The following is an 18,111-nucleotide window of genomic DNA, read 5'->3' on the forward strand; positions in this document are numbered from 1 at the left end:
TTAAATAAGTGAAGGGCATAGGTTACTAACTAAAAATATAAGGTTGGTTTGCAACCAATTGAATTTCTTTTGATACATTATGTAGGTGCACTGTCAATGTTTGGGTAATAGGTGTGGTAAAAGTAACTTTTGTAGGCATCATGTTTTCCCAATGCATATCGAGTGTGATATTCCCTTTGAGTTTGAAACCAGTCATTACACCGGTATGCCATTTATCAGGTAGTGCAGGTAATAGATAAACTTGACCTAAGTGACTTTCGGCTAACATATGAGTAATACCAGAAGTTGCTGCAAAGTTTCCATCAATTTGGAAAGGTGGATGAGCATCAAAAAGGTTTGTGTAGGTGCCACCACCGTAATGCATTTCAGTTGCAGTGATATCCACTAGATGGAGTTGACGTTCAATGAGTTTAAGGGCATGGTTGCCATCACGTAATTTAGCCCAGAGATTGATCTTCCAGCCAAGACTCCAACCTGTACCATCATCTCCACGAACAAGAAGGCTTTGCTTACAAGCTTCCATTAGTTGTGGTGTAGAGTGGAAACTGAATTCTTTTCCTGGGAAGAGTGGATAAAGGTGAGATACATGACGATGTGTAATTTCTGTCTCTGTGAAGTCGTGGCACCATTCAAGGAGTGTACCTCGCTCGCTGACTTTATAAGGTAGAAAGTGAGCAAGTTGATGTGAGAGAGTTGCTTGAAGTTCGTCTTCTTCACCTAAGATAGATAAAGCATCTAGGCAGTTTTGGAAAGTTTCTTTAACAATGCCAGAAGTCATTGTGGTTGTTTCGCATACGCTAAGGTGTTGGCCTTCATAGTCAAAAGAGTTTTCAGGAGATGTAGACATTGGTAAGAAGTAATATCCGTTTTCATCTTGTATGAGTAAGTCGCTATAGAAGTGAGCGGCTTCTCTTAATATAGGATAAATTTCTTTTAAGAAAGCAGTATCCAAAGTGTATAGGTAGTGTTGGTAAAGGTGAGTGCTGAGCCAGCCACTGCTTAAGTTCCAAAAACCGTAAGAACTGCTATGTACTCCGTGATTACCAACAGGTGTTGTTTGACGCCACAAGTCAATGTTATGGTGGGCTACAAATCCAGAAGCATTATAGTATTTTTTTGCAGTTTCTTGACCCGATACACTAATATCTTTGATTAAGTCAAAGAGAGGTGTATGCATGTCAGAGAGATTACAAGACTCAGCAGGCCAGTAATTCATCTGGGTATTAATGTTTACAGTATAGTTTGAACTCCATGGTGCACGGAGGTCTTGATTCCAAATGCCTTGTAAGTTAGTAGCTTGTGTACCAGGCCTGGAGCTTGAAAGCATGAGGTAGCGTCCGTAGTGGAAAAGAAGTGATGCAAGACCTGTGTCAGACTTATCTACTAAGAAGGTTTTGAGGCGTAGGTCGGTAGGTAAAGCTTCATTTGTGTGTGTAGGAAGCGTAAGCGTCATACGATTAAAGTAATGTGTATAGTCTTGTACATGTACAGCTTTAGCAGCATCAAAATCTACAGATAGAGCATGTGCTAATGTAGAAGTAAGTAAAGCTTTATAGTCTGTTCCTTCTAAATAAGGGTGTTTGAAAGAACCGTTGAAGCTAGTTTTGGCACTTAGGACTAAGGTGAAACTTGTAGCACCTGTAATGTGTAGTGTATCTTCAGTAGTAGTGATGGTTCCATCTATAGAAGATAGTGTAGCGTAGCTTCCGAAGCGCATGCCACGTTTTTCGGCTTCTTCAAAGTAGAGTACACCTTCTTCAGGTGGGCAGTGAACATAGCTGGGTTCTATATGAGAAGGTGCAAGTCCATCTAAGTGAAGCGTGTTGCCAGTAGCAACAGTGTGAGACTTAAGAGGACTTGTGAGCTTGATATGAGCAGATAAGAAGCCTTTCGTACTACTTGAAACATGAATGTAGAGTGCATCGTGAGGGGCACTTATAAAAGATTCTTGATGAATAAGTGTATCGCCTATACGATAAGTTGTAAGATGTGTAGCTGTTTCTAGATTCAATGTACGTGTGTAATCAGTAGTACATTGGGCTTCAGGATAGTCAAAGCTAAGTGATAAGTCGCCTAGAGGTAAGTAAGCTTGAGTCCAATCACCAAGAAGATTTTCCTCTAGTATTTTTTCAGCTGTAGCATAATCTTGATTTAAAGTAGCCTTTTTAGCTTCTTCATAGATAGAAGCATCTTCAACAATATGAAGGTTACGTGGATAGCCAGACCAAAGGGTATCTTCGTTAAGTAAAAAGTGAGTTTCGGAAATACCGCCGTCTACCATGGCACCTAAGTGTCCATTTCCTAGAGGTAGAGAATGGGTCCAAGTTGGTGAAGGTTGTTTGTACCAAAGTTTAAGTGTATTCATTATAGAGATCCTCCTAAAATTGAAATGATATGATAAAAGTAGTTTCTTCTAAGTTTATTTATAAATAGAGACTACTAGCCAAGGATAGCATGATCTATAAACTCTATGTTTGGTTCTTTAGTATTATGTTGTTCAAAGATGGTAATTTCGTTGGCACCAACTTTAAGTAGACCACTTGGAACAAATAAGGTTTCTTGTGGTCCTATATTCCAATAACGACCAATGTTGAAACCATTAATAGTAATAAAACCTTTTGTTAGATTTTCAAATTTAATAAATGTATCAGCTACTTCATTTACCATAAGTGTAGCTTGATAGAAACAAGGTTTATCTGTGTTAGTAATTTCATTTTTAAAGTCTATTTTGGATAAATCTTTCATATCTAAGTTATAGATATCATAACCGAAAGTGAAGCAACCACCGAGTGTAATGCCTTCAGATACCCCTTTATAATCTTTAAGTCGTGGGCCGTAGTTGACACGTCCTAAGTTTTCTATAAGGACATCAAGCTGAACACCATCTTTTGGAATCGGGAAGGATAGCGCTTGCTTTTCACCACGCATATAAACACCGAGTTCTTTGTTGTCTACAAAGATTTGTGCACGATCACGTACTTCTAGAAGACCAAGATGTAGTTCTTGACGAGGACCTTCAACTTGTTTGCGGTAAAGAATATAACCATAGTCTTGACCAAAGTGTTCCATATTGCGTGCATTAGCAGAGAACTTCTTAGTAGATAGGTTATCTAAGTTGTCAAAGAGTAAGGCTTGTTTTTCAAAGTTTACTTTGCCATAAGCTTTTTTGACTGTATTAGCTGGAATGGCATAAGGGATTTCGCCAAAATGCTTTTCAAGACATTCGCGAACTTTAAGATAAGTTTCTGTGATATCACCTGCTTCAGTAAGAAGTGCGCAGTAGTCATAGCTTGTAGCAGTAGGAAGATATCCACCATCATGATCATAATAGTTAGCACCGTTGTAGAAGCCAAAGTTCGTACCACCGTGGAACATATAGAAGTTAATATGTGCTTGATGACGAATCATTTCTTCTAATACATTTACAACCTCATGACTTGGGCGTGTGTGATGTTCTTTGCCCCAATGGTCAAACCAACCATCCCAGAATTCCATACAAGTTACAGGAAGGTCAGGCTGACGATTTTTTAGTTGAGCAAAGTTCCAGTCAGGGTCTGAACCGAAGTTTACAGTTTTAAATACATCTGGAAGTGTACCACCTGTAAGCATATGGTCTGGACCACCATCAGAAGTGAAAAGAAGTACATCTACACCGCGTGAAATAAGGCCATCTTTAATGTGGTTAAGGTATTGTTTGTCATCACCGTAGCTGCCATATTCATTTTCTACTTGAACAGCAATAATTGGACCACCTTTGGTAGATTGGAATGGGACGATACGTGGAATGAGGGCATCAAACCAGTCATCTACATGTTTTAAATACATTTCATCATAGCAGCGAAGTACCATGTTTCTATCTTGAAGAAGCCATGCAGGAAGGCCACCAAAATCCCATTCAGAACAAATATATGGGCCTGGGCGAAGGATTACAGCAAGATCTAATTCATTAGCAATTTCTAAGAAATACTCTAAGTCAAAATGACCGTCGAATACATACTCATCTTTTTGAGGTTCGTGAAGATTCCAAGGTACATAAGTTTCAACCGTGTTAAAGCCACAGGCTTTAAGTTTAAGTAAACGGTCTTTATAGTCGGATTTAAGTAATCTGAAGTAGTGGATTGCACCACTTATAATAGGTTGTTCTTGGTTCGTTAATGATAACATTCTTGAAGTCCTTTCTAAAAGTCAATATTATAGTTAGTAAAAATATTTAATATTTTTACTAGACAAAAAACAACTTTAGGTATATATTTTTTATCTTGTTATAGTATAATATAAACGAAAGTATATTGTAAATTTTATTTTATAATTATTTTTAATAAGATTATTTAAGACAACATAGAAAAGACATAAAAAGGGCTTGGGTAAAAAAATACTAAAAATATTATAAGGAGAAGCAACATGCTAGAAGGTAGTCTAGAGATTTCACAAAAAGAACTTCAAGATGCTATGGATTGTTGTATTACACAAACAAGGACTGCAGTGGAAGGATTAGGAGAAAAGTTCAAAAAGTGTGTAAGTGAAAATGGAATTTATGTAGGAACAGGTAATTACGATTGGACTGAAGGATTTTATACAGGAGAGTTGTGGTTAGCTTATGAAATGACGGGAAATGAAAAGTTTAAAGACGTAGCCCTTAAACAGGTGGATAGCTTTCTTGCACGTATTCAAAATCGTGTAGTAGTGGACCATCATGATATGGGCTTTTTGTATTCTTTATCTTGTGTAGCGGCCTATAAATTAGTAGGTTCTGAAACGGGTAAAGAAGCTGCGTTACTTGCAGCAGATAATTTGATGAGCAGGTTCCATGAAAAGGGAGAATTTATTCAAGCTTGGGGAGAACTTGGGGCTAGCGATAACTATCGTTTGATTATAGATTGTCTACTCAATTTACCTCTTTTATACTGGGCAACAGAAGTTACAGGAGATGAGAAGTATCAAGAGATTGCAACGAAACATATTAAAACGTGTTTGAAATATGTTGTGAGAGAAGACCATTCTACTTACCATACCTATTATTTTGATAAAGAGACAGGAGAAGGTGTACGAGGTGTAACCGCTCAAGGTTATAAAAATGACTCAGCTTGGGCAAGAGGGCAGGCATGGGGTGTTTACGGTCTTGCCTTAAGCTACAAGTATGTAAAAGATGAATACTATAAAGTACTGTTTAGACAAGTGACAGACTTCTTTATTAAGCATCTTCCAGAAGACTTAGTACCGTACTGGGATTTTGATTTTACAGATGGAAGTACGGAGCCACGAGATTCTTCAGCAGCAGCCATTGCTGTGTGTGGAATGCTAGAGATGAGTAAATACTTAGAAACAGAAGAAGCTGCGTACTATACATCGGTAGCTAAGAAAATACTCAAATCCTTAGTAAACAATTATGCAGTAAAACCCCCAGCTAAGTCTAATGGACAGCTTTTACATAGCACTTATGCCAAACAATCTCCATATAATACTGTTCGAGATAATGGTGTAGATGAATGTAGCGTATGGGGTGACTACTATTATATTGAAGCCATTGTAAGGTTGCTTAAAGATTGGCAACTGTATTGGTAGAAATGGGGGAGAAAAGTTGAAATATTTTTATAAAATGCCTTGGTATGTGGAAGAAGCGTTTGTTCAAAGAGGCATTAAAATAGATAGATTACTCTATTGTGCCAAAGCGGATTTAGATGAGGAAGGCTGCTACATAGATGTCCATATGACTTTTGACGTAGAGCACCTTTATATCTTAAAAGGCTATGAAAAAATAGATGAAGAAAAGTTTGAAGTATGTTCTTATGAGTCTCTTCCAATGAGTGAAATAACGAATGTGAGCATTTATCGTTATAGTACAACAGCAGTACTACTCATGGAGACCAAGAATGAGGAACGCCCTCTTGTTCGATTTTCATTAGGGATGACAGATACCTTTGAGAAGTTCAAAGAGCGTTTGTTGAAGACTAAAAATCATGAAGCAATAGATGATACGCTTTTAGAGGGCTTACATACTCACTGTCCAGTGTGTCATACTAGATACCCTAATCAGGAAAGAAAAGTGTGTCCAAATTGCTTAGATAAGCAAACTACATTTAAACGTCTTCTTAAGAAGTACTTAGACTACAAAAAAGAGTTTGTTACAGTCATGCTGATGATTACGCTGAGTACAGTGTTTAACTTAATTGCACCGTATTTTAGCACGAGACTTCTCTATGATGAGGTACTTACCGATGGTGGAAGCTGGTATGGAAAGATTACACTCATTGTCATTTTGATTGCACTTGTAAAACTAATAGGGGTTATTCTCTCTATGGTTTATGGGTTGATTTTAGCACGTATTACACCGAAGATTACAAGAGATATTAAAGTAGAGATTTTCTCTAAGCTTCAGACACTACCAGTGAGCTTTTTCTCTAGTAAACAAACAGGCTCTTTAATGACCAGAGTAGAAAATGATGCGATGAATATCTATTGGTTCTTTGTAGATGTACTGCCTTATGGCATTGTAAGTTTTGTAACCATAGTAGGCTTACTTGGTATTATGCTATGGATTAGTGTAGAGATTACCCTTGTTATGTTTGGGTCGGTTATTCTTATCACAATTATTTTAAAAGAATTTAGAATGAAGCAAAGAAAACTTTGGCGTAGAAGACATCGTGCAGTAAAGGGTACACAGGCGGTAGTCAGTGAATCTCTAAATGGTCAAAGGGTTGTAAAGGCTTTTGCTAAGGAAGATGAAGAAATTAGAAGATATGATGAGAAGAACAAGGACTTCTATCATGTGAGTTACCAAATTGGTAATCGTACAGCTTATATGATGCCAAAGGTGCGTTTTATAGCTAGATTTTCCAATGTAGCAGTACTTGCTATTGGAGCTTTCTCTATTATTTTTGGAAGCTTAACACTAGGAAGTTTGTATATACTCTTTTCTTATACAGGGATGATAGAAAGCTCTGTTATGTTCTTTGCCAATATTGGAAACAGATGGGCAAACTGTATGGATGCAGCAGCCAGAATGTTTGAAATTATTGATACTGTACCAACCCTTACAGAAAGTGAAAACCCTGTAGCACTAGATGGAATAAGGGATTCCGTAGAGCTTAAAGAAGTAAGCTTTGAATACGAAGTGGGACGTCCTATTATTAAGGAAATTTCTCTTAAAGTAAAAGCAGGGCAAATGTTTGGTATTGTTGGCAAGACAGGTGCGGGGAAATCTACTATTATTCATTTGATTTCAAGACTATATGACCCAACGAATGGAGAAATCTTAATTGATGGAATCAATGTCAAAGAAATTAAAAATCACGATTTACGACGTCATGTAGGAATTGTATCTCAAGAGACTTATTTATTTGTAGGGACAATAGCAGATAATATTCGTTATGCAAACCCAGATGCAACTATGGACCAAATCATAGAGGCGGCTAAAGCAGCCTATGCCCATGAGTTTATTGTGAAACAACCAGATGCGTATGACACGATTATTGGAGCAGGTGGTGTAGGTTTATCTGGAGGAGAAAGACAGCGTCTTTCTATTGCTAGAGCTATTTTGCAAAAACCTTCGGTGCTTATCTTAGATGAGGCAACATCAGCGATGGATACACAGACTGAAAGAAAGATTCAAGAAGCGATTGATGAGCTTAAAGAAGGACGTACAATTATTGCTATTGCTCATAGATTGTCTACCCTTAGAGATGCAGACCAACTTGCAGTTATTGAAGATGGGAAGTTGCTAGAACAAGGAACCCATGAGGAGCTAATAGCCAAAGAAGGCAAGTATTATGATTTATATCAACTTCAAGCAGAAGCAATTAAGTTTATGGAAGAGGGGAGTATAGGCGTATGATTACAATAGAGAAGTTACCAAGTGGTTTTTTAAGAGTCACAAAAGATGGGGAAAGCTATGAAAAGGTCAATGTAGTAAGACTTTTTCCTTATCAATACGAAAGAAATTACATAGCTTTTTTAGATAAGGATAATCAAGAGATTACTATTTTGAAAGATTTAGATGAACTAAGAGAAAAAGAACGTACTTTAGTACTTGAGTACTTAAGTTACAAATACTATATGCCTGAAATCACTAAGGTCAATCAAGTGAAGGAAAAGATGGGCTTCTTATATGTAGATATTGAGACAACGGCAGGACAGAAAGAAGTATGTATTGCAGACTTTGTGAGCAACATTCGTATGATTAAAAATACAATTTTAAGTATTACAGATGTAGAAGGCAATAAATACCGAGTAAGTGACTTTAATACATTAGACCAATTAAGTAAGCAAAAGCTAGATGTATTTTTATAACGAGCGTTTAGAGGGAGAAAAAATATGAGATTGAAATTTGAACTTCCAGTAGAAGTTGAGCGCCAGCTAGAAGAAGAGGCACTCTATGCCTTGCCTTTTGATTTAAGCTTTCAAGGGGAAGGTGTAGAGGGGTATGTGGTTGTATCTGAAACTAAGTTTTATCTTTTTGAGGAGCAACAGTTAAAGACTAGCTTTGCGCTAAAGGATATGAAAGATTATCAAGCCAAACAGCTTGTGGGAAGCGGACTTTTTATAGCTACTGTAGATGAGGAAGAACGGATGATTTGTGGGTTTAAACCTAAGTGGTTTAAACGTTATGTGGAGCTTGCTAAACTTTTAGAATACTACAATAAATCAGGTAAGCATACCCCTTATGAAGAAGACCAAGAAGAATACATGTGTCCAAAGTGTGGCTTCCCACTTTTAAATGGAAGTAAAATGTGCTTTAAGTGTCAGAGTAAAGTGAAAGTACTGATGAAAATTTTTAAGATTGGTAAAGAGTATAAAAAAGTATTTTTATACTCTTTAATAGGAACTTTGATAACAGAAATGTTATGGATTGTGAATCCATATATTATGCGTGTTATTATAGATGATTACATTGTGCCTAAAAATGCTAATATACCCGATCTTGTGATTTTATTATTAGTATATCTTACAGTGTTTGTAACGATTACAATATGCGAGCGCTTCGTTATGAAGTTTACTAATGTGCTTTCTAATAGTATTTCCAGAGATTTGCGTAACCAAGTTTTTATGAAGATTCAAGAACTTTCCTTGAGTACGGTTTCCAAACGTACGCCAGGGGAGTTGATGAATCGTATTAATAGTGATACAGAGAAGATTCAAGAGTTTATTTCAAACTATGGAAGAGATGCGATTAATCGTATTTTCTCATTGATTGTACTTACTATCTTACTCTTTGTTATGGATTATCGATTAGCATTGCTTGTTCTAATACCTTTGCCACCCGTACTTTATGCGGTGACTAAGATGCAAGATAAAATGGGGCTTAGATACTGGAAACAATGGCGTAAGCATGAGAAGGCTAGTAGCGTACTCCATGATATTTTAAGTGGAATACGTGTTGTAAAAGCCTATGGAAATGAGCAGATTGAAATTGATAAGTATACCCAACATGTAGACCAAGTGAAAGAGTCTATGATTAGTGCAGAAACACTATGGTCTAAGTTTTATCCATATATTGGATACTTGATGGGAATGGGTGAATTCTTAGTCTTATGGTTAGGTGGTTATCTTGTATTAGGTGGCAAGATGCAGCTCGGGCAACTTATACAGTACACCACTTATATCACAATGATTTATGTACCACTTAGATGGGCAATTCAATTACCAAGGGTGTTTGCGGATGTCTTTGTCAGTGCAGGTAAGGTTTTTGAATTACTAGAAGAAAATTGTGAAATGGAAGAAATTGATGAGCCAATTAAGAAAGAAATTGTAGGCGATGTTGTTTTTGACAAAGTAAGTTTTGGATATAAAGTATATGAGCCTGTTCTAAAAAATGTATCATTTGAAGTCAAGGCAGGTGAAATGATAGGGATTGTAGGTCACTCTGGAGCGGGTAAATCTACACTTATTAACTTATTGATGAGGTTGTATGACGTAGCAGATGGTCAGATTAAGATAGATGGTATCGACATTAGAGAGTTTTCACAACAAGCCTTAAGGGGACAGATTGGCGTTGTACTCCAAGAGACCTTCCTCTTTGAAGGAACGGTGCTTGATAATATTCGCTATGCTAAGCCAGAAGCAACTTTAGAAGAGATTATAGAAGCGTCTAAAATTGCTAATGCTCATGAATTTATTGTAAAACTTCCTGATGCATATCATACGGTTGTTGGTGAGAAGGGACATACGCTTTCAGGGGGGGAACGTCAGCGTGTGGCCATTGCAAGAGCTGTTCTACATAATCCCAAAATTTTAATTCTAGATGAGGCGACTTCTGCACTTGATACAGAGACAGAGAAGAAAATTCAAGAAGCTTTAGAAAGATTAACAAAAGGAAAGACCACTTTTGCTATAGCCCATAGACTTTCTACATTGCAAAAAGCTAATAGACTTTTAGTGCTTGATAAAGGAACTTTTGCAGAGATGGGAACTCATGAGGAGCTTATTAAAAACCAAGGCATTTACTATAAGTTAGTTATGGCACAAAAGCAAACAACACACATGAAACAGTAATGGGGGTTAAGACATGAGAAGGGTTTTAGACCAAATTGAACAACTTAAATTGGTACCGGTAGTGAAGATTAACAATATAGAAGATGCGGTTCCTCTTGCACAAGCATTGTGCAAGGGAGGCCTACCTGTGGCAGAAGTGACTTTTAGAACAGCTTGTGCTAGAGAGGCTATTGCAAAAATGACAAAAGAAGTACCTGAACTATTAGTAGGTGCAGGTACAGTGCTTACAACAAAACAAGTGGATGACGCTATTGAAGCTGGTGCGGCTTTCGTGGTAGCACCAGGGTTTAATGAAAAAGTGGTGAGGTATTGTCTAGAAAAAGGTATTCCTATTTTACCGGGGTGCTCTCACGCTTCGGATATTGAAAGAGCGATTGAATGTGGATTAGAAGTCGTGAAGTTCTTCCCAGCAAAGGAACTTGGGGGTATTCATACCATTAAAGCGTTAGCTGCGCCTTACCAACAAGTAAGATTTATGCCAACAGGAGGTGTAACAGAAGATTCACTTGATGACTACTTAGAGTGTAAAAGTGTTATAGCTTGTGGTGGTAGTTGGATGGTAAAGGAATCACTAATTAGTGATAAACAGTTTGGTGAGATAGAAGCATTAACAAGGAAAGCAGTTGAACGTATACAAGCAAGCAAACCAACACGAGAAGTAGTGATGCAAGCAAATACTGTTGCTGAAGTAGCAGTGAGTGAGATAGATGTAGTGAATAAAACAGTGGAAAGCTGTGAGAAAGTGGCAAAGGGGGTTGCAAGCTTTGGTGAACTCCTTTTAAGGCTTTCTACACCAGGGTATTTAAGATTCCAACAAGCTAGAGATTTTGCGGCACATTTTGGTGGGGCAGAAGCTAATGTAGCAGTAGCACTTGCAAATTTTGGAATGGAATCTAAGTTTATCACAAAGTTACCAACTAATGAAGTGGCTCAAAGTGCAATAAATGAACTGAGAAAGTTTGGTGTGGATACAAGTTCTATTGCAAGAGGTGGAGAACGTATGGGAATTTACTTCTTGGAAAAAGGTGCTTCTCAAAGATCATCTAAAGTCATTTATGACCGTTCACATTCTTCAATAAGTGAAGCGTGTGAGGAGGACTTTGATTGGGAACAAAGTTTGAAAAATGTGCAGCATTTCTTTATTACAGGCATTACACCAGCACTAGGAGAACATATAGCACGTCTTTGTCTAGAAGTATGCAAAAAGTGTAAGGAAAAGGATATTACAGTGTGGTGTGACTTAAATTATAGAGAAAAGCTTTGGACTAAAACGGAGGCTAGAAAAACCCTTCAAGCACTTATGAAGTATGTAGATGTATGTATTACTAATGAACATCATGCAAGTGATATCTTAGAAGTAACTCCTATTAGTGAAGGGACTAAAGAAGAAAACTTATGTGCATTAGCTAGCCAAATGGCAAATAAATATGGGTTTAAGCAGATAGCACTTACGATTCGTGAGTCTCTTTCAGCTAGTGACAACAACCTTTCAGCCATGTTATATCAAGATGGGCAAAGTTACTTTGCAAAACGTTATCCAATGCATATTGTAGACCGTGTTGGAGGTGGAGATGCTTTTGCGGCAGGACTTATTTATGCAAGGGCTAATGAGTATGGACCACAGGAGGCTGTAGAGTTTGGAGCAGCAGCAGAATGTTTGAAGCATACAATAGAAGGTGATTTCAATTATGTATCAAAAGGAGAGGTAGAAGCACTTGCAACAGGTGATGGCCTAGGGCTTGTACAACGATGAGGTGATGAGATGAAAACATATATAGGAAAAGACATACAACATATTGTAGACTACTGCAAAACAAATATGCAGGAAGATATAGCATTAAATTTAAAAGTAGCAGAAGATGTTCTAAGACATACTTTCTTGTTTGAGAGTAAGTGGGAACTGGAAAGAACGTATGAACCTGTAACGTTTGAAGATGGGCATATTGTGTGGGATCATATTCCTGCTGGAGACCCAGAGTGGGTTTATGCTATGAATCGTCATCATTGCTTTATTACACTAGCACAAGCCTATGCGCTGACACAGGATGAAAAGTATACAGCACAGTTTATTCACTTATTGACTCATTGGATAGAGTATAGTCCACTTACAGAGGCTAGCAAACAGACAACATGGAGAACCATTGAGACAGGTCTAAGGTGTGAAAACTGGGTTAAGGCTTATGAGATTTTTAGCATGAGTCCACTATGGAATGAAAATCTTGAAAAATGTCTTAGAGAGAGCTTGGATCAACAAGCCCAACATATCCTAGCGCATAGTGATGACTTTAGACATTTGAGTAACTGGGGTGTTATTGAAAATCATGGTTTATTTGTAGCCGGTGTATTTTTAGGGAATGCAACATACATAAGTGCAGCTAAAGAGCGTTTGGAAAGTGCTATCAACCTACAAGTATTAGCAGATGGTGTGCATAGGGAGCAATCTCAACTTTATCATAACGAAGTTTTAAGAGCCTTTATAGATGTAGGTATTTGTGCTAAAAACAATAATATTGTATTCAGTGAGAATTTTCATAAGCGTGTGATGAAAATGGTAGAGGCACATATTTATATGACCAAACCCAATCACTATCAACTATCTAATGGAGATAGCGATGATATGGATTTAAGAGATATCTTAGTAAGAGCAGCTTATTTGTATAAAGATATGGCATTTAAAGCGCTTGGCTATAGCCAAGTGGATTTTGAAAGTATATGGGATATAGGCATGGAGGGAGTAGCAGTCTATGATGCTCTAAAAGGTGAATATCCAGCTGAGCGTAGCAAAGCTTTGTCAGCTAGCGGGAACTACTGTATGCGAGAAAGTTGGGATGAGGACAGTTTATACGTTCATTTTAAATGTGGTAACTTAGGTGGTGGACATGGACATGTGGACTTATTGCACGTAGACATTAGCTACTTAGGGGAAGATGTTATAACAGATCAAGGACGCTATACTTATACCAATACTAAGGAACGCTTCCAACTTAAAAATGCTAAAGCACATAATACGGTAGTAATAGATGACACAGAGTTTACACAGATTACAGACACTTGGGGATATAGCAAGGTAGCACCACATGTACAAAGGGATTTTGTAACCCATGCTGAATATGATTATGTGGAAGGTGCTCATCTTGGGTATATGGATTTAGATAGTTCAGTGTTTGTTAATCGTAAGGTGATTGTAATTAAACCTAATATTGTTGTGCTTGTGGATGAATTTATAACAAAAGGCACACATAAGTATCAACAGTATTTCCACTTTGGAGAAGGTAGCTTAGAAATAGGTGAACAAGTGATCTTTAAAGGTGAGAAGGTGCAAGCAACGTTCCATCAACTTCAACCAAACCTTAGAGAAAAATTGGAAATGCAAACTTCTAAAACGTATAATCATATACAAAAACAAGAAGTTTTACGGACTACAACTAAACAAGAAGGCAGTACAATGATTACAACGGTCATAGTCTTAGAGGATAAAGCAGGCATTAGCGCGCACAAAGTAGAGAGTGTGCCTATTTATACGGAAGGACAGCGCCTTCAAGGAGATGAACATGTAGAGGCATTCAAGATTACTTATGGAAACACAGCCTATACATTAGTAGTCAAGCATGATGAGGCGTATAGACACTTAATGGTAGTAGAAGGCCGAGATGTCTATGGACGTGTTGCATTAATTAAAGAACAAGATGGACAACAAAAAATTCATACCATGATATGGTAGCAATAGGAGAGATATAGTATGAAAGAGATAAAAAGCTTAATAAGTAGGGTATTAGATGTAGATACGGCCTCAAAATTTGCCATTCACTTAGAAGATAGAAAGACAGCTCATGACTATTTTGAACTGTCCACTATAGAAAATCAGATACAAGTTAAGGCATCTAATGTGTTAGCTGCGGCATCAGGGGTACATTGGTATATGAAGCACTATCTTAATATGAATATTACATGGTGTGGCAGTCAGAAACAGACAAAAGAGCCTTGGCCTGTTATTGATGGAACAGTGTATAAGGAGACGCCGTATACTTATAAATATTATTTGAATTATTGTACTTATGGGTATTCTATGGTTTTTTGGGACTGGGAAAGATGGGAGCAAGAATTAGATTGGATGGCACTAAATGGCATTAATCTAGTGTTGAGTTTAGTGGGACATGAGGAAGTATGGAGACAGACTTTGTTAGAGCTTGGCTACACTAATGAAGAAGCTAAAGCATTTATTTGTGGGCCAGCCTTTATGCCGTGGCAATGGATGCAAAATATTGAAGGTTGGGGAAGTGAACATACAGACCATTGGTTTAGTGAACGTGTTGCCCTCGCTAAAAAAATTCATGAACGTATGAAAGAACTAGGAATTACACCTGCTATGCAAGGGTACAGCGGTATGATTCCTAAAAACTTTAAAACAAAATATCAAGGTAGTCACACATTAGACCAAGGACTATGGTGTGATTTAGACCGACCAGATCTGCTCATTCCAGGAACAGCTATTTTTGAGCAAGTAGCAGAAATATTTTACCGTAAACAAAAAGAAATTTTTGAGGTGGAAAGTCACTTCTACTGTACAGATCCATTCCATGAAGGGGGCAATAGAGCAGGGCTAGATATAAAAGATTGCATACAGTCCATCCAACAAACTATGCTAGCCCATGATAAGCAGGCTATTTGGGTACTGCAAAGTTGGGGTGAAAATCCTGATGATGTAACTCTTAGTGCTTTAGATAAATCCCATTCCCTTATTTTAGATTTGTGGTGTGAGTCTGCGCCTACTTGGAAAGCTAGAAAAGGCTTCAATGGTATACCTTGGTTATGGTGTGTTTTGGGTAACTTTGGTGGAAAAAACGGAATTTATGGAAACTTACAGGCGACGGCTAATGCTCACTTAGAGGCATGTGGGCATCCAGAGTCTGGGCAAATGTTAGGGATTGGTATGACTATGGAAGGTATAGAAAACAATCCTGTAGTATGGGATTTGCTTTGTGATAGTAGTTGGGACAAAGAAGAAGTTCGACTAGATGAATGGTTAGAGGCATACATTATAAGAAGATATGGACAACCAACAGAAGCTGCGACTCAAGCTTGGCAACTTTTAAAAGAAAGTATTTATAACTGTACAAGAAGACAAGAAGGTGGAATGGAAAGTATCTTTTGTGCGCGACCTCGTTTAGATATAGATAGTGTTTCAACATGGGGACCTAAGAATTACTACTATCCTATTCAAGATGTGGTGCTTGCAAGTGAGTTACTCTTTAAAGGCTATGACATACTAAAGGGTTCAGAAGGTTATTTATATGATATGGTAGATGTCACAAGACAGGCATTATCTGACTTAGGACGTATACAATATGCCAAATGGGTAGAGGCCTTCAAAATGAGAGATCTAGAAGGTTTTAAAAGAGAAAGCAATAAATTTTTAGAAATGATTTTCAAAATGGATGAGCTTCTGAGTGCACACCCAGACTTTTTACTAGGAACTTATCTAGCAAATGCTAGAAGTTTAGGACAAACAGAAGCTGAACAAGACTACTTAGAGTGGAATGGAAGAACAATTATCACCCTTTGGGCTAATGAGGCGGGGTCTAAATCTCTTAGAGATTATGCGCATCGTCAGTGGGGTGGGTTGACACAAGACTTCTACTCTAGAAGGTGGAAGAAATACTTTGAAGTACTCCAAGAAGCTTTAATGACGAATATGCTAGAAGTAGAAATAGATTGGTATGCTATGGAAGAAGAATGGACAAATAGTCATAATGTTTATCCAATTAAACCAAGGGGTGATTTAAAAGGTATTATAGAGAGTATTCAACAAAACTATTTTTATTAAATGTTTTGTTTGAAAGCGGGGTGTTGGATTATATAATCCAATATATTTAGAGTTAGATGGAGGTTAGCTTGTAAGATGATTAACTTAAATGATAATGGTGTTCATATATTGCAAAAATGTATGCATAGCCTATGTAAATGAAGATAGAGGTTTAGTTAAGCGAAAATAGTGCATCAACTGTTTTTGTGAATAGGTAGGACTGCTATAAAAAGAAGATAAGGAAGAGGATGGAAATGAAAAAGCCAAATATTGTTGTTATTATTTCAGATGATCATGGACATTGGGCATTAGGTTGTGCGGGGAACAAAGAACTTCAAACACCTCATTTAGATCGTATTGCACAAGGTGGAATTCGCTTTGAGAACCTATTTTGTGCATCTCCGGTATGTTCTCCGGCAAGGGCATCCTTATTTACAGGTAAAATTCCTTCGCAACATGGAGTGCATGACTGGATTAGCAAAGGACATGCAAATGAATCGGATGCGAGTGAGGCTCTTTTGCAAGAAATGTATAAAGAGAAGGTTGAAACTAAGTTTTCGTGGATTACACAGCAATTAAAAGGGGATCATGCAATTAACTATTTAGAAGGCCACACATGTTTCACAGAGATTTTGACTAAGATAGGCTATACTTGTGGTTTAAGTGGGAAGTGGCACCTAGGTGATAGTGCAACACCACAATTAGGATTTAGTTACTGGCAAACTATTGCCTTAGGTGGGGACCATTATTACAATGCAGCAGTACTTAAAGATGGCAAGTTCGACATTTTGCCAGAAGGTAAATATCTGACAGATCATATTACAGATAAAGCTATGGATTTTTTAGAAACACAAAAGAACAAAGAAGAACCATTTTACTTAAGTGTACATTATACTGCGCCACATGCACCTTGGGATAAGTCTGAGCATCCAGAAGAATTTTATAGTCTCTATGAAAATTGTCCATTTGAATCCGTAGAAGATGAGGAAGGGCATCCATGGGGGCCATATCATTCACATACAAAAGAACAAATGAAACAAGCTAAGGAATATAGTTTAAGAGGGTATTATGCTGCTATTTCAGCTATGGATAAAGGGATTGGGGAAATTCTAGATTATTTAGATGAACAAGGTTTAGCAGAGGATACCATTATCTTCTTTACAGGGGATAATGGTATGAGTGTTGGTCAACACGGCATCATTGGAAAAGGTAATGGAACTTTTCCAATGAATATGTATGATACAGCTGTAAAAGTGCCAGGGCTTTTAAGATATCCAAGGGGTATTAAAGGAGGGCAAGTAAAGGATGAACTTGTCAGTCACTATGATATTATGCCAACCTTATTAGATTACCTTCAAGTGGATCACAACATTGACTTGGCCGAACTACCGGGCAGAAGTTTCTTACCTGTATTAAAAAGTGAAGAGCCCGTAGATCAAGGGGAAATTATCATTATGGATGAATATGGCCCAACACGAATGATTCGTACAAAAGAATGGAAGTATATTCATCGTTATCCCTATGGAGATCATGAACTCTACGACCTTAAAAATGACCCACAAGAAAAGATTAACCTAGTGAAGTCTCCAGAGCATCGAGCTAAGCGAGAAGAGTTGTTGGCAAGACTAGAAACTTGGTACTATAAATATGCAGATCCAAAAGTAGATGGCAAGGGCGAGCCTGTCAAAGGAAATGGACAACTTGAAAAATGTGGTATTTATAAAAAGGGTAAGACTGTGTTTACACAATAATAAAATGGCTAAAGAAGTAAGATAAAAGAGAAATCAAAATAAAAGGTACAAAACCATTTCGGGTTTTGT

At 37.5% G+C, this 18,111-nt stretch carries 10 protein-coding genes; 8 read left to right on the top strand and 2 right to left on the bottom strand.

What is annotated here, in order from left to right:
- Positions 1 to 25 precede the first annotated feature (25 nt).
- Positions 26 to 2,365 carry a glycoside hydrolase family 95 protein gene (locus RRY75_RS02200; RefSeq protein ID WP_332492218.1) on the bottom strand — a complete coding sequence of 780 codons (2,340 nt, stop codon included), beginning with the start codon at positions 2,363 to 2,365 and terminating at the stop codon, positions 26 to 28.
- A 74-nt stretch (positions 2,366 to 2,439) separates the two neighbouring features.
- On the bottom strand, positions 2,440 to 4,164 hold the full coding sequence (locus RRY75_RS02205; RefSeq protein ID WP_332492220.1) for a glycoside hydrolase family 35 protein: 1,725 nt from the start codon (positions 4,162 to 4,164) through the stop codon (positions 2,440 to 2,442).
- A 237-nt stretch (positions 4,165 to 4,401) separates the two neighbouring features.
- Between RRY75_RS02205 and RRY75_RS02210 the strand changes: the two genes are divergently transcribed.
- The 8 genes from RRY75_RS02210 to RRY75_RS02245 all read left to right on the top strand — a co-directional run bounded on the left by RRY75_RS02210 (position 4,402) and on the right by RRY75_RS02245 (position 18,042).
- On the top strand, positions 4,402 to 5,562 hold the full coding sequence (locus tag RRY75_RS02210; protein ID WP_332492222.1) for a glycoside hydrolase family 88 protein: 1,161 nt from the start codon (positions 4,402 to 4,404) through the stop codon (positions 5,560 to 5,562).
- Between the two features lie 16 nt (positions 5,563 to 5,578).
- On the top strand, positions 5,579 to 7,831 hold the full coding sequence (locus RRY75_RS02215; protein WP_332528199.1) for an ABC transporter ATP-binding protein: 2,253 nt from the start codon (positions 5,579 to 5,581) through the stop codon (positions 7,829 to 7,831).
- Positions 7,828 to 8,286, top strand: coding sequence for a DUF1854 domain-containing protein (locus tag RRY75_RS02220; protein ID WP_332492226.1), 459 nt, complete (start codon positions 7,828 to 7,830; stop codon positions 8,284 to 8,286). Before RRY75_RS02215 ends, RRY75_RS02220 begins: the two co-directional genes overlap by 4 nt.
- A gap of 24 nt (positions 8,287 to 8,310) precedes the next feature.
- The gene (locus RRY75_RS02225; RefSeq protein ID WP_332492228.1) at positions 8,311 to 10,488 is read left to right on the top strand and encodes an ABC transporter transmembrane domain-containing protein; all 2,178 of its coding nucleotides are present in this window, start codon (positions 8,311 to 8,313) and stop codon (positions 10,486 to 10,488) included.
- A 13-nt stretch (positions 10,489 to 10,501) separates the two neighbouring features.
- Positions 10,502 to 12,241 (top strand): KHG/KDPG aldolase/sugar kinase fusion protein, encoded by a 1,740-nt coding sequence (locus RRY75_RS02230; RefSeq protein ID WP_332527751.1) that lies wholly within the window; start codon positions 10,502 to 10,504, stop codon positions 12,239 to 12,241.
- 9 nt (positions 12,242 to 12,250) lie between these two features.
- Positions 12,251 to 14,209 carry an alginate lyase family protein gene (locus RRY75_RS02235; protein WP_332492232.1) on the top strand — a complete coding sequence of 653 codons (1,959 nt, stop codon included), beginning with the start codon at positions 12,251 to 12,253 and terminating at the stop codon, positions 14,207 to 14,209.
- An 18-nt stretch (positions 14,210 to 14,227) separates the two neighbouring features.
- Positions 14,228 to 16,312, top strand: coding sequence for an alpha-N-acetylglucosaminidase (locus RRY75_RS02240; RefSeq protein ID WP_332492234.1), 2,085 nt, complete (start codon positions 14,228 to 14,230; stop codon positions 16,310 to 16,312).
- A 233-nt stretch (positions 16,313 to 16,545) separates the two neighbouring features.
- Positions 16,546 to 18,042 (top strand): sulfatase-like hydrolase/transferase, encoded by a 1,497-nt coding sequence (locus RRY75_RS02245; RefSeq protein WP_332492236.1) that lies wholly within the window; start codon positions 16,546 to 16,548, stop codon positions 18,040 to 18,042.
- Positions 18,043 to 18,111 lie beyond the last annotated feature (69 nt).

Origin of the sequence: Niameybacter sp., from assembly GCF_036655075.1 — a bacterium.
Lineage (GTDB): Bacteria > Bacillota > Clostridia > Lachnospirales > Cellulosilyticaceae > Holtiella.